Source organism: Pseudomonas sp. LTR0 (assembly GCF_036630035.1).
In the GTDB taxonomy this organism is placed as follows: domain Bacteria; phylum Pseudomonadota; class Gammaproteobacteria; order Pseudomonadales; family Pseudomonadaceae; genus Aquipseudomonas; species Aquipseudomonas putida_Y.
In genome coordinates, this window is sequence record NZ_CP123734.1 from 4,954,543 (window position 1) to 4,968,706 (window position 14,164).

Here is a 14,164-nt window from a genome sequence, read left to right on the forward strand (position 1 = left end):
GGACGCACCCTCTTTGGGTGCAGTGCCGGACATGGGGGTGCCTGAAGCTGTAGCAGCTGTGACAATCCCGGACCTGGCACAAGAGGCTCCCCGGGAAGGCGAGCAATCTTGTTCCCTACGCAGGCGCTAACCTGATCAGGTTCAACGGGATCCGCACCTCTGCGATCTCAGCCTTTGCTTCAAGGCACCCCGACAAGAACATGCGCAGTCTAGACTGGAGTGGTCAGCAAAGCCAAGCAGGTAAATGCGCGGATGATGAAAGGCACACCGAGCGATTGTTGCCGGGTGCGCATGGCACTACACTGGCCCATCGCTCGATACTCAACAGTTCAGTAATTAAATTTCGTACAAGGATTGCCTCTATGCTGCGCAAACTCTCACTGGCGATAGCCGTGTCTTGTGCGTCCAACGGAGTGGTCTGGGCAGCGGACGTGCCCTCGACAGTCAAGACCGATCTGGTCAGCGTCTACCAGGAGGCAGTGGACAACAACGCCGACCTGGCTGCCGCACGCGCCGATTACGGGGCGCGCCGCGAAGTGGTGCCGCAGGCCCGCGCCGGGTTGCTGCCAAACCTGTCGGCCGGTGCCGAGATGATGAACACCCGCACCAAGCTGGACGAGCCGTCCATGACGTCCAATCGCAGCGGCAACTCCTGGAGCGCGACCTTGGCTCAGCCGATCTTCCGCGCTGATCGCTGGTTCCAGTTGCAAGCCGCCGAAGCCGTCAACGAACAGGCAGCACTGGAGCTGTCGGCGACCGAGCAAAACCTGATCCTGCAAACCGCGCAAAACTACTTCGCCGTCCTCCGCGCCCAGGACAACCTGGCCGCCACCAAGGCAGAGGAAGCGGCCTTCAAGCGCCAGCTGGATCAGTCCAACGAGCGTTTCGACGTGGGCCTTTCGGACAAGACCGACGTGCTGCAATCCCAAGCCAGTTATGACACTGCACGCGCTAACCGGATCATCGCCGAACGCCAGGTGCAGGATGCCTTCGAGGCCCTGGTGACCCTGACCAACCGTGAGTACACCTCTATCCAGGGCGTAGTGCATAGCCTGCCGGTACAAGTGCCAACGCCCAACGATGCCAAAGCCTGGGTCGAAACCGCCGGGCGCCAGAACCTCAACCTGCTGGCCACCAACTACGCGGTTTCTGCCGCAGAAGAGACCCTGCGTCAGCGCAAGGCCGGGCATGCCCCGACCCTGGACGCCGTGGCCAAGTACCAGAAGGGTGATAACGACAGCCTCGGCTTTACCAACCCATCGCAACTGGGGGTGCGCTACAGCGGCGACGTCGAGCAGACCAGCGTTGGCCTGCAACTGAATATCCCGATCTACAGCGGCGGCCTGACCAGCTCGCAGGTACGCGAGGCTTACCAGCGCCTGAGCCAGAGCGAGCAACAGCGTGAAAGCCTGCGCCGCCAGGTCGTGGAAAACACCCGCAACCTGCACCGCGCAGTGAACACCGATGTGGAACAGGTACAGGCGCGCAAGCAGTCGATCATTTCCAACCAGAGCGCGCTGGAAGCCACCGAAATCGGCTACCAGGTCGGTACCCGCAACATCGTCGACGTGCTTGATGCCCAGCGCCAGCTGTACACCTCGGTGCGCGACTACAACAATAGCCGTTACGACTACATTCTCGACAACCTGAGCCTGAAGCAGGCAGCCGGCACCCTGAGCCCGCAAGACCTGCAGGACCTGAAGCGCTACCTGAAACCTGACTACAACCCGGACAAGGACTTCCTGCCACCGGACCTGGCGGCAGCAGCGGCCAAGAACTTCGAGCGCAGGCCTTGAGATAGGGGCTGGACTCTTCGCGGGCTTGCCCGCTCCCACACGGTGCCAGGCCTGAAGGCATGATGCACCTGTGGGAGCTGGCTCGCTGGCGATAGGCCTCCAAAATCACTCCAGCCCTGAACGACAACGCCTAGGCGGCTACGGCAATCGTCGAGTCGATGCGTTGAACCGACATATCACCAATTAGCGCAGGCCCCGCAGGTTCAGGGGCGAACGCAGCCATTGCGTCAACAAGATTCCCCAGGCTCGGTAGCGAGTGCTCGACAGCAAACAGCGATGACCCTGCTGAAAGGGCGGAAATTTCTGGCACGGCAACCGCTTCAGATGTGACCATTGCCGGCTGCGCAAAGATAAAGTCCTCCGCTGTCACCTGCGCAACTTCGAGCGCATCCAGGTACAGCATCTTCACAATACCTTCCTGCCCCGGCACTGCCTGAGTATCAACGGCTACACCGTGGATCTGCGCAAAGTCATTGAGTTTGAAGCGCTGGACTTTGCTGACGTGCAGATCCTCGAAGCGACTGATGCCTACCTGGGTCAGGTCAATCTTGTCGATACCGTGTCGGAACCCCCGAAGGGTGTTCTTGTAATCGCTCACACCTTCTTGTTTTGTCACCAGAAACACGCTGGGCGCAACCGTCGGCGGGGAATATATCGTGCCTGCCAACGAAGCCACCAACTGCCCGGATGCGTCACTGGCAAGCGACACGCCACCTGCACCACCGGTAAGCAGAACATTTGCGTTGACAGGCGGGGTCGTCTGCTCTTCAGGGCTGCCCTCGAAATAACCTGGTGCAGCGGTGAAAGCGTCAAGGAAACGGAAGTTCGCTGACCGCAGTTCAGCAATCGTAGTGTCCGCAATCGTCAGCTTCTGCCCACTGCCAAGGTCGAGCACAGTCGAATTGCCGTCCTGTTGCATCTGCAAGTCAGCAAACCCTGAACCACCAAAGCCGACCAGGTCGATCACCTCACGCGAAGTCTCGAACTGCTTGAGTACATCGTTACCGCCTGCACGCCTGTGGATGACAAAGCGGTCGGTACCCTCACCCCCCTTGAGGAGATTGTACCCACGGCCACCATCCAGTAATGCCCCGGCGGGCCCGGCGATCAAGGTATCGTCGCCATCACCACTGATAAGGTTTTGCACCGAGCCAGAGGTTATGGTGAGCGCCGCACCGGCAATACTGGCGCTGCCGCTGGCCAGATCCACCGAGATACTGCGACTTACTGCAGCCGCGTTCAACGTATTGCGCCCGCCAGCGGTGCCGCTGATGGCATCGTCAAGCTTCGCGCGCCCTGGGTTTTCTGCCACCAGGTTCGCGTAGTCGTCGGTGAAGTAATAGACATCATCGGTGGTGCCGGGGCTGCCGACGAGGCGCAGCGTCCAGCGATCAAGCGTTAACGGTAAGCCAGCAACAGCATTACGCACCTCGAGTTTCCACTCCCCAGCCGAGCGCTCTGCGCGATGATGGGTCGACATGAACCCATATTTGAACGCCCCTGAACGCGAATCGCCCAGATCGTCATCACCCGAGCCCGGCGCCTTGCCTGTGCGATCGAGCAGTACGCTGCGCGTGCCGCCAGGCGACACCAGCGTGAGCGTCATGTCGCCAAGGCGGCCGACCATCGAGTGGACATCGACCTCCACATGCTCCACCAGCAAATCAGCCGGCAGGGTCAAAGACAAAGTCGCAACCTGTCCCGCCGCAACCTGTTGAGCCACTGGTTCACTGCTGGCTGTCAGCAGCCGTTCATTGGCCTTGGTCGCCCGGCTCCCCCAGGACTCGGCAAGGCGCACCGCGGCGCGGGCGTCGATCATGCCAAAGCCATAGTCGTGGCTGGCGTGCATGCCACCGCCATTCCAATTGCGCCCTGCGTTGTAAGCCCATTGGGTTGATGCGTCATCCACTTTGCGCGCAGACAGTGCGAGGATCTGCTGAACATCCCGGTAACCCAACCCCGGGTTGGCCTGCAACATCAACGCCACCACGCCTGAGACGATCGGCGCGGCGAAACTGGTGCCCTGAGTCGTGCTGTAGGCGCTGCCGACCGACGCACCGCGCTCCGCTTCAAGGCTGACGCCACTGGATAAAACATGGCTCCCCGGTGCAGCGACCAGCAAGCTGGAGCCTGGATTGGAAAAGGGTGCCGTGGCAGCTTGCAGTACCGAGAGGTCTGCCTTTGCGTTGATGGCCGCCACTTCAATGGCGTGGCGGTTGTTGTTGGTCAGCGAGCCCTGTGCATTACCGCCTTTATGGCGCTGGTTGCCACCAGAGGCGACGACGATGGTGCCTAGCCCGCCACGGCCGTTGGTGGCGGCAAGCGTAGTGCTGAATGCCAGCGCCAGAGCAGTATCGACTTTTCCTTCTGGAACATTTGTGAGTCCGAAGTCCGTTTTGAAACCCCAACTGTTGTTGGCTATGTCGTAGTTGACCATTTGCCCCAGATTGGTCAGGTCATCGCCTTTGTTGGCCAGGTAGTGCCCGCCGATCTTCGCCTCATATGCGATGCCGATCCCTCCTTGATCATTGCGCGCGCCAACCATGACCCCAGCCACTTGAGTGGCGTGATTGGACGCCAGAGCGGGCAGCGTGCCATTAGTGCGTTGAGTTTGTAGCCAGATAGGATCGATATTCGGCTTGAGATCGGGGTGCCCGATGTCGAAGATTTCCGGTGCCACGGCAAACTCCCCACCCGGCTCGAACTGCCCTATCCTCACCCCCTTGCCCGTGAAGTCACGCCATACCGGCGCGACATTGATCTCGTCCAGGTACCACTGCCGCCCCGACAGCGGGTCAGCGGGGGATTGTTCATGGCGCAACGTTACCGTTGCCCGCAAGGGTGCTGATGCAGCACTGCCCACTTCGGTCACACTCATGGACGCATTGCCGGCAGCATCGACCAAGTCGTAGCGGAAACTGACATCACCGTCATGGCCTGGCAACGGCGTGACCTCCACATCACCCTGCTCATTCAGCCGCACTGTTGCACCCTTGCCAGCGCTGACTGAGGCGATGCGCAATGGCCCGCTGCTGCCAAGTGGCTGGTCATTGCCCAGCAGCGCCGTTGCAGGGACTATCAGCGCCGTGTCAGTGGTGGCGAATGTAGCCAGTTGCTCAGGCGAGAGCCTGTCGCCGATTGGCATGGCGCCCCCGCCGAGAAGATCGATGGCAGCAATGTCGGCGAAGCTGAGTTTCTGGATGTTGCTCAAGCTCAGACGGCCATCTCGTCCCGCCACGGTGTCGGTGATCAGGTGGCCCGATTCGGTACGTGTGATCAGGTACTCGTCGTGAGCACCATGCAAACTGACCAGGTTGGTGCCCGCGCCTCCGTCAATCGTGGCATCGCCGCGTCCGGCCTCGATCACGTCATCGGCAGCACCGCCCGTAATCCGATCAGCGCCACCACCGGCGTAAATGATACTTCCGCCCGCCGAGGCCTGAATGCGATCCCCCTTGGGGCCCGCATAGATCACCGACTTGCCGGTACCGCCAATGATGTCGTTACGGCCCGTACCGCCAACCAGCACATCGTTGCCGCCACCGCCAATCAGCAAGCTGTCGCCCGAGCCGCCCTTTATGAAAACTCCGCGTTGACCGCCGCTGGCGATGATGTCCTTACCCCGCCCGCCTTGCGCAATTGTCAGCCCGGCCTTGGCCATGTTCAGCCCAACGCCATGCTCCCCCACGATCAGTGCCGTGTCGCGCCCACCATTGCCCTGCATGTTCGCCCAATCGTCGCTGGCACTGATCACGAATACATCGTCGCCCGCCCCGCCGTGATAGGTGTTGCTGCCACCGCCACCAACCAGCCAACTGCCCCCTGGGGCCGCGGTCAAGACATCATCGCCCGCGCTGCCGTACAGCGTCTGTACGCCGAGCGCTGCGGCGTCCAGCGTGCTGCCTTGAGCACTCTGGCTGATGTAGGCCCTTCGGGAAGTGGGCCCGCTTGACGAAGTCAGTAGAGTGCCACCCTCCTGGGCCTCGATCCGATTACCGACGGTATCGGCGAGAAACCTCACCGCCAGTACTTCCCGGTCCTCACCATTAACAGTGAAAGCGCCTCGGGAAATGACCTCGTTACCCTGACGCACCTCTCCTACCGGCTCGACCTGGCCGAGCCTGATCTGGCTAATGCCATGCTCCTGCAATGCCCTCAGCTCACCGGCATCGGCACGCCCGTCATGGTTGCCATCGACCCACACCTTCAATTGCGCCCAGATGGCGTCTTCAACGTTGATGACGCCATCGGCGTTGGCGTCGACACTTGCCAGGGCGGCGAAGCCATCCTTGAACGGTGTTTCACCAGAGCTGCCGTCGCTGCCTGCCTTGCCGCCGTAGTATTCGGAGAACAGCTGGCTGACGTTGCTCACCTGGCCGGTACCGTTGTCATGCACCAGCATGCCGGTCAGCCGGTCTGCCCAGCCGGTGCGGCGCAGTGAACCACTGTTATCGATATCGAACAGTACGCCTTCCTCGATACCCGTCAGACCAACGCCCTTGCCGCTGAGGTCGAGCAAGAGCGGGTCGACAAACGTGTTCACCGTGGTCATTGCTGCCAACCCGTTGAGTACCACGGCATTGCGCAGGCTGAAATCCGGTTGTTCATTGCCATCACGATAGAACTGAGCCAGATGCTGATTGGGTCGCACGTTGGGGTCGATCTGCAGCTCGCCAGGGCGAACACCACCGGTGGCCAAACTGCCCAACTGAGCGGAGGTGAAGTCGGTGTTGTCGAGGGTGCTGTCGGTGAATGCGATACTGTGGGTCAGGCGACGATCGACGTAGCCGTTGGAGACGTCATTGCGGATATCGTCCTGGCCTTGGAGGTCGCGGCGGGATTCGGTTGTGGGGGTGATTTCGATTTTGATTGAGGCGTCTGATGCACCTCCACCTAAACCAGTATCTTGATGTATGAAAAAATCAACCAGTTTGTCGAAAGTAGTTGACGCAAGATCGAACCATCCCGTGGGTGCTTCGATATGATGAAACCACTTTCTAGCAGCTCCAATTACCTCTTTTGAACCCAACACACTTTTTTGGCTCATAAAAGCATGGGTACGCCCTGCCAGCTCTAGCTCCTTCGCGGGATCCCCCGCAGAGGACAAAACCAGTCCCCAATATATCTGTTTACTTTCTTCTGGCAATCCTAAAAATATGGGATAAAGGGTCCAAGCGCTTTCAGGATATCCGGAACCTTCAAATACTTGCTTATGGAAATTCGCTATAGCAGCTTGAGGTATTGGCCCTGAAACAAAACCATCCACCGCATGCGCCTTTAACGCATTCAGATATTCCTTAGCCATATTAAAACGGATGGCTTCAACATCTTCATCGCGCATTGGCATACCCGCTTCTGCGGCTACGCCTTTCATGTAGTTTATCGCCGCCACACCTGCAATGCTGTTCCCCCGAGCCACACCATTTGCGAGCACCGCATATTTATCACCTTTTTCGGCTAATTTATCATACATCGCCGACGGACCTTCTTTTGTTAACAACTCGCTTGCAAGCTCGATATCAGAATGGCTTAATTTCATCATAAAAATTATCCTTGTATACCATTAGAAGCCAAGAAGATTTTTACACGCGATGCTATCTCACCCCACTCGCTCAATTCGTCCCATCCAAAATCAATCTTTACAATAGCTTTACTGTCCTCCAGCAAATATCTAAAATGACAGCGATGGTATTTAGACCTATACTTACTCCAACTACACCTTCCAATTTGCTCCATGTACCCATTTCTTTCAGACCAGAAAATCATCCGTGGTGAATTGGGGAAAACGCTATCAACACCTTCCACTCGATTCAAACCTAATTGTCTATCAAACACCTTGGCCTCTCGCTGCTTATGAGTTGCCTCGGAAATGAAAAAATCAAAGGTTTCGCGCAGTCCCCTCTCACCGGCGGGCCATGGTTCAATCGTCACTACGATTCCACTAAACGTCTCTGAGAAATAGTTTCCCGGCGTTAACTCAGGCCAGTTCATGGCCAGACTTAAAGAATATAAATTTGATTCACACCCTCTATCAACGCCGCCAGCCCCTCTCTTATAACTTCCTTCATCCTCATATTCCGGCCAGAAAGGAACATATTCGCTTGAAAACTCATACATAACACCGGACACCACACCACATACTTTTGGTGCAGGGGGTGCTACCGGCTTCGATTTCTCGCTTAAAGCAACAGTCGCCACTACTAAAGCAACACAGCTCGCGGGAAGACACAACGCGACGGCGGCGCTAACCCTCAGTGCATTCCATATAATTTCGTACAGCATTCTCCAGCCGTTTTTTTCTCGTAGCTGATTCGCGCCCATCTGTTATCGCCCTCACAAGTAATCACTTAGCGCTCCGTTAAACTTTCCTGCACATGTCGCCGCAAAGGTCTTAGAAAATAACTTATAACCTTGCGCTTATCCGTAATAACCTCCGCACGCACTGACATACCCGCCGTCAACGGAACATCCTGTTTTCCTACACGCATTATTTCCTTACCCAGGCGGACTCGAGCGCTATAAACCAACCCTCGCTTCTCATCTTCAATGGCATCGTCAGAAATACTCTCCACCACCCCCGGGACAACCCCGTACTGGGTAAACGTGAACGTCTCAACTTTCACTTCCACTGGCTGCCCGGGATATACAAAGCCGATATCTTTGTTCTCGACTTTCACTTCCACTTCCACCGGCTCGCCCGTCGGCACAATGACCATCAGTGTCTGCGCGGGTGTAACCACCCCGCCCTGTGTATGGATCGCCAACTGCTGGACGGTGCCGTCAACGGGGGATGTCAGTACCTTGAGGCGATGCCGCTGCTCGGCCTTGTTCAACTCCTGCTCAAGGGTTGCAATGCGCCGTTGCGCCTCACCGTGAAGATCGAGCATGGCTCTGCGCAGTTGGGCAATGGCACCGCTGCGGCGGTGCTGAGCAGCAAGCCGTGCAGCGTTCAGTTCGTCGATGCGCGAGCGCTGGAGTGCCAGTTCGCGTTCCTGCTCCAGGCGGGCCTGCTCCTTTTCCAGGTAGGTGTGCTTGGCCACGGCCGATTCGCTGAACAACAGCTTGTAATCCGCCGTCAGTTGGCGGGTGATCACCAACAGTTGCCGGAGCGCGTCAGCCCGGCCCTGGGCGGAACGGATTTCGGCAGCGCGTTGACCGATTTCGGCATCGGCCTGTTCCAGCGTGGCCTGCAACTCCAGGTATTGCCCCTCCAGCCAGCGCTGCGCGCCTGCCTGCTGCGCGGCCGTGGCCTGCGGTATCAATGGTGCCAGGGAGGCAGGTGCCACATCGCCGTCCAGCGCACTCAGCAGTGTGCTGGCGCGGGCCTGGTCGATCTGTGCAGCCAGCAGTTCGCTGCCCAGGCGCTTGATGTCAGCCTCGGTCAACTGCCCTTCCAGCTCGACCAGCACATCGCCTTTGCGCACCGGCTGGCCATCGACGACGTGGATCGACTGCACCACCGCGACCTCGCTGGCCTGTATCAACTTGCTCCTGCCACTGGGCACGATCTTGCCTTCGGCACTGGCGATGACATCGATCTCACCGATGCAAGCCCAGGCGAGCGCCAGCCCGATGAACATCAGCAGGCTCCACTGCAGGTAGCGCGGCAAGGGATGCACTGGCGTTTCCTGCAAGGACAGTGCCGCAGGTAAAAAGGCCAGTTCGTCGGGCTCACGTACGGGGCCGTCCATGCTCCGGCGCTTTCGCCATGCCGTTATCCACGCATCCCGGTAGCGCTCGGCAAGGTCCTTGAACGCCACACTCATACGGCGGCCCCGAGCTGCAGTTGATGCAGGTAGGCATAGGTGCCCTGTGGATAACCCAGCAGCTCATCATGAGTCCCTTGCTCGATGATCTGCCCACGCTCCATGACCACGATGCGGTCGGCATGGCGTACTGCCGAGAGCCGATGGGCAATGATGATGACCGTGCGCTGCGCGCAAATCCGCGCCATGTTCTGCTGGATGATCCGTTCGGACTCATAGTCCAGCGCACTGGTGGCTTCGTCGAAAATGAGGATGCGTGGGTTGCCGAACAGCGCTCGGGCGATGGCTATGCGCTGTCGCTGCCCACCCGACAGGCTGGCGCCGTGCTCACCAATCAGGGTTTCGTAGCCATCCGGTAATTCGAGGATGAACTCGTGAGCACCCGCCAGCGTCGCTGCGGCGATCACTTCTTCAAGCGGTGCCGCTGGGTTGCCGAGGGCAATGTTCTCGCGCACGGTGCGCCGGAAAAGCACGTTGTCCTGCAACACCACACCGATCTGCCGACGCAGTGACGCCACATCGGCTACCGCCAGGTCAGCACCGTCGAGCAGTACCCGCCCCCGCTCGGGTGAGTACAGCCGCTGAATCAAGCGTGTCAGCGTGCTCTTGCCTGACCCCGAGCGACCTACAATGCCTATCACTTCTCCGGCGGCGATCTTCAGGCTGACGTCGCGCACGACTTCGCCCCCGTCCGGCCGATAGCGAAAACACACACGATCGAGCTCGATCTGCCCGACAAGTGTGGGCAGCACCGTGCCCTTGCCTTGGTTGACCTCGGTACGGGTGTTGAGAATGTCACCCAGGCGTTGAATCGATACCCCTGTCTGCTGGAAGCTGGTCCAGAGTTGGGCCAGGCGGATGATGGGCTGCGACACGCGCCCTGCGAGCATGTTGAAGGCGATCAGCTCGCCCACCGTGAGTGCGCCTTCGATGACCAGCCGGGCCCCCAGCCACAAGGTGGCTACCGTGACCAGCTTGCCGATCAGGCCGACGCTTTCATTGGCGATACTGGAAAGGTTCTGGGTCTTGAAACTGGCAGATACATAAGCGGCCAACTGATCATTCCAGCGCCGGGTCACCTGAGGTTCCACGGCCATCGACTTCAGTGTGTCGATGCCGTTGACCGCCTCGACCAGAAAGGCCTGGTTCTCGGCGCCGCGCTGGAAGCTTTGATCAATCAACGCCCGCAGTAGCGGAGTAACGACCAAGGATACGAGAAAATAGAAAGGCAGCGAGCCAACGACGACCAGCGTCAACCATCCGCTATAGAGGAACATGACAGCGATGAAGACCACCGAGAACAGCACATCCAGCACTAGCGTGATGCTGTTGTTGGTCAGGAAACTTCTGATGTTCTCCAGTTCTCGCACTCGGGCAACCGAGTCACCGACTCGCCTGGCGTGAAAATAGGCGGTGGGAAGATCGATCAAATGCCTGAACAGTTTTGCACCCAGTTCGACATCGATTCTTGACGCTGTATGAGCTGCCACATAGGTACGCAACCCACTCAGCAATGTTTCAAACAGAACGACGACCAATAAACCCAAGGCGATAACATCCAGCGTGGTCAAACCGCGATGCACCAGGACTTTGTCCATTACCACCTGAAAGAACAAAGGCGTCAGCAAAGCCAGTATCTGAATGACCAGGGAAACCACGAGCACTTCGCCAAATAGCCGCCTGTACTTCACCAGGGCAGGAATGAACCAGGTAAAGTCGAAGCGTGACAGCCCGAGGGGCAACTGGGCATCGGAGCGAACCAGAATGAGTTCTCCCGACCAGCGCACCACCAGTTCCGCGAAGGTCAGCGCTTGCGGCGCGCGGGAATGGGGGTCCTGCACCAGAACCTTCTCGCCCTCCACGCGCGCGATGATGAAGTATTCACCACGCGTATCCACTGCAATAGCGGGCAAGGGCGTCTGCTGCAGCCGGGCCGGATCGACGCTGCGGTGTCTGGCCTTGAGGCCAAGTTGCTGAAATGCCCGAAGTAGTGTGCAGGTAGAGAAACGCTCACCCGCTGCTGCATGATCGTGCTGCAACTGCTCGGCAGAGACGGCAACACCATGGTAACGCGCCAGCGTGATAAGACACACCAGCCCACTTTCAATAGTGTTGGCATTGCCATCAGATAAATCAGCCATCACGCCACCTCTTATGAAAACCGGACATGAGGCGATACTAGCCCGAAGCAATAGGACAAACGTCCTACAAGCTTCCGACACAAGCGTGTGACACTTCTGACTTTTAAAGTCTATTCGTAGGAAGTTTCCTAACGGCGAGAAATCCAGTGTAGGAAGTTATAACTTACGCCGTAGGAATAAATAACCAGAATCAGACATACCCACTCTAGACCGGGTCTTTGAGTGGATATGTCGATTATCAGCGGATCAAGGCCCCCAGACCCTCGAGCAATCGCTGCAAAGCCCCCTGATTGGCCCGCATCACCGCCCTGCCCGCCTCGCCCATGCGCTGGGCATCCTGCGGCAGTTCCACCAGACGGCGCACCGCGCCGGCCAGCCCGTCAGCATCATCCACCTGCTGCAACGCACCCGCCTCGCGCAGCATCGCGCTGATTTCGAGGAAGTTGAACACATGCGGCCCCATGAGCACCGGCAAGGCCAGCGCCGCAGGCTCCAACGGATTGTGCCCACCGGTCGGCACCAGGCTGCCACCGACGAAGGCAATGTCGGCCAGGGCATACAGGAACAGCAGTTCGCCCATGGTGTCGCCCAGCAATACCCGCGTTTGCGCATCGACCAGCGTGCCGGCAGAGCGGCGCACGGTGGGGAACTGCTCGCTGCACAGCGCATGCACTGCATTGAAGCGCTCGGGATGGCGCGGCACCAGGATCAGCAAGGCATCGCCATGCACCTGCAACAACTGCCGATGCGCCTGCAGGATCAAGGCATCTTCACCTTCGTGGGTGCTGGCGGCGATCCACACAGGACGCTGGCCGCCCCCCCACTGTTCACGCAATGCCTTGGCGCGCGGCAGCAGCTGTTCGTCGATCTTCAGGTCGAACTTGATCGAACCGGTGACTTGCACGCGCTCAGGGCGTGCACCCAGGTCACGGAAGCGCTGGGCCTCGGTTTCGGTTTGCACGGCAATCAGGCTCATCTCGGCCAGCATCGGCCGGGTAAGCCTGGCAAAGCGCCCATAGCCACGGGCCGAGCGCTCGGACAAGCGCGCATTGGCCAGCGCCACCGGAATGCCGCGCCTGGCACACTGGTGAATGTGGTTGGGCCAAAGCTCGGTTTCCATGATGATGCCCAGCTTAGGCTGCACATGATCGAGAAAACGCCCCGCCGCCCAAGGCAGGTCGTAGGGCAGGTAGCAATGCTGCACGCGCGGTTCGTCGGCGAACATGGCGCGGATGCGTTCAGAGCCGGTAGGGGTCATGCAGGTCAGTGTGATCGGCAGCTCCGGATAAGCCTTGAGCAAGGCACGCACCATGGGTGCGGCCGCAATGCTCTCGCCCACCGATACCGCATGCACCCAGATGCCACCCTGGCGCATGGCCGGCAGCTTGAAAGCAAAACGCTCGCCGATACGCTGGCCATAGGCCGGCGCCTTGCGCGCGCGCAGGTACAGGCGCAGCGCAACCAGCGGCAGGCCCAGGTGAAACAACAAGGTATAGAGAGTTCTGTTCATGGCGGCGAATTCTACCCGATCGCGCGAAGGTGCACTGCAAAGCGCTCGGCCAGCCACTGCGCGGCCGGGCCCAGAGGCTCATCACGGCGCCAGGCCAGCTCCGCCACCAAAGCCGGCGGCCGCCAATCGCTGTCCAGTTCGACCATGTGCGCCTGGTAGGTCGGGTACTGCACCACATGCCGGGGTAACCAGGCCCAGCCCAGGCCGCGCATCAGTAGTTCGGCCATGGCGTAGAAGCTGTCGGCACGCCATACCTGCGGGCTGATCGCCTCGCCGCCAGGGTAACCGCTTTGTTGTGGCGTGATCAGCAACTGCCGGTGGCGGGCCAATTGTTGGCGGGTGACCCGGCCTTCGCCTGCCAGCGGGTGGCCGGCCGCGCACACCGTGACCATCTCCACGCTGCCCAAGGCACGGCGTTCCAAGGAAGCCGGGATGCTTTCGTGGAGGAAGAACAGGCCCAGATCGGCGCGCCGCTCCACCAGCTTGCGCGCCACATCGCCCTGGGCTCCACTGGCCAATTGCACCTCCAGGAACGGGTAGCGGCTAGCCAGTTCGTCAAGGCTGTCGATCACCGGCTGATATGGCATGGCTTCGTCCTGCGCGACCCGCAGCAAGGCCTCCTGCCCGCGCATCAGGGCCAGGGCGCGGCCATCCAGGCGTTCGCACTGGCGTAACAATTCGCGGGCGTCTTCCAGCAAGGCGCTGCCATTTTCAGTCAGTTTCGGTTGCCGGCCGCTGCTGCGCTCGAACAGGGTGACCCCTAGGTCTGTTTCGAGCAGCGCGATGGCGCTGCTGATCGCCGACTGGGCTTTGTGCTGCTCACGTGCCACCGCGGAGAACGAGCGCAGTTCTGCAACGCGCAGAAAGGTACGCAATTGTTCAAGGTTCCACTGCTCGGCCATCAACCTATCTCCCAAATTGATAGGTAATGACTTTACCCCATCCAGGCAA

At 59.4% G+C, this 14,164-nt stretch carries 7 protein-coding genes and 1 riboswitch; of the genes, 1 reads left to right on the plus strand and 6 read right to left on the minus strand.

Annotated elements, in window-relative coordinates:
• Positions 1-95 precede the first annotated feature (95 nt).
• Positions 96-202, minus strand: a riboswitch (TPP riboswitch).
• A gap of 160 nt (positions 203-362) precedes the next feature.
• A complete protein-coding gene (locus QCL51_RS22735) occupies positions 363-1,796 on the plus strand; it encodes a TolC family outer membrane protein (protein ID WP_021783855.1) in 1,434 nt (477 codons plus the stop codon).
• 130 nt (positions 1,797-1,926) lie between these two features.
• Here QCL51_RS22735 and QCL51_RS22740 read toward each other — a convergent pair whose 3' ends face one another.
• From QCL51_RS22740 to QCL51_RS22765, 6 genes are all read right to left on the minus strand, one after another.
• A complete protein-coding gene (locus QCL51_RS22740) occupies positions 1,927-7,338 on the minus strand; it encodes a S8 family serine peptidase (protein ID WP_223271116.1) in 5,412 nt (1,803 codons plus the stop codon).
• 5 nt (positions 7,339-7,343) lie between these two features.
• A complete protein-coding gene (locus QCL51_RS22745) occupies positions 7,344-8,117 on the minus strand; it encodes a hypothetical protein (RefSeq protein WP_135192559.1) in 774 nt (257 codons plus the stop codon).
• Between the two features lie 26 nt (positions 8,118-8,143).
• On the minus strand, positions 8,144-9,562 hold the full coding sequence (locus tag QCL51_RS22750; RefSeq protein ID WP_028698119.1) for an HlyD family type I secretion periplasmic adaptor subunit: 1,419 nt from the start codon (positions 9,560-9,562) through the stop codon (positions 8,144-8,146).
• Positions 9,559-11,703 (minus strand): type I secretion system permease/ATPase, encoded by a 2,145-nt coding sequence (locus tag QCL51_RS22755; protein ID WP_021783851.1) that lies wholly within the window; start codon positions 11,701-11,703, stop codon positions 9,559-9,561. The genes QCL51_RS22750 and QCL51_RS22755 overlap by 4 nt, the downstream gene beginning before the upstream one ends.
• Positions 11,704-11,941: 238 nt before the next feature.
• A complete protein-coding gene (waaA, locus tag QCL51_RS22760; RefSeq protein WP_021783850.1) occupies positions 11,942-13,213 on the minus strand; it encodes a lipid IV(A) 3-deoxy-D-manno-octulosonic acid transferase in 1,272 nt (423 codons plus the stop codon).
• An 11-nt stretch (positions 13,214-13,224) separates the two neighbouring features.
• On the minus strand, positions 13,225-14,115 hold the full coding sequence (locus QCL51_RS22765; protein WP_021783849.1) for a LysR family transcriptional regulator: 891 nt from the start codon (positions 14,113-14,115) through the stop codon (positions 13,225-13,227).
• Positions 14,116-14,164: the final 49 nt, after the last annotated feature.

What these genes read in the sequence shown, in the direction of transcription:
- QCL51_RS22735 (WP_021783855.1), top strand. Translation starts at nt 363, where the DNA reads ATGCTGCGCAAACTCTCACTGGCGATAGCCGTGTCTTGTGCGTCCAAC.
- QCL51_RS22740 (WP_223271116.1), bottom strand. Translation starts at nt 7,338, where the DNA reads ATGATGAAATTAAGCCATTCTGATATCGAGCTTGCAAGCGAGTTGTTA.
- QCL51_RS22745 (WP_135192559.1), bottom strand. Translation starts at nt 8,117, where the DNA reads ATGGGCGCGAATCAGCTACGAGAAAAAAACGGCTGGAGAATGCTGTAC.
- QCL51_RS22750 (WP_028698119.1), bottom strand. Translation starts at nt 9,562, where the DNA reads ATGAGTGTGGCGTTCAAGGACCTTGCCGAGCGCTACCGGGATGCGTGG.
- QCL51_RS22755 (WP_021783851.1), bottom strand. Translation starts at nt 11,703, where the DNA reads ATGGCTGATTTATCTGATGGCAATGCCAACACTATTGAAAGTGGGCTG.
- waaA (WP_021783850.1), bottom strand. Translation starts at nt 13,213, where the DNA reads ATGAACAGAACTCTCTATACCTTGTTGTTTCACCTGGGCCTGCCGCTG.
- QCL51_RS22765 (WP_021783849.1), bottom strand. Translation starts at nt 14,115, where the DNA reads ATGGCCGAGCAGTGGAACCTTGAACAATTGCGTACCTTTCTGCGCGTT.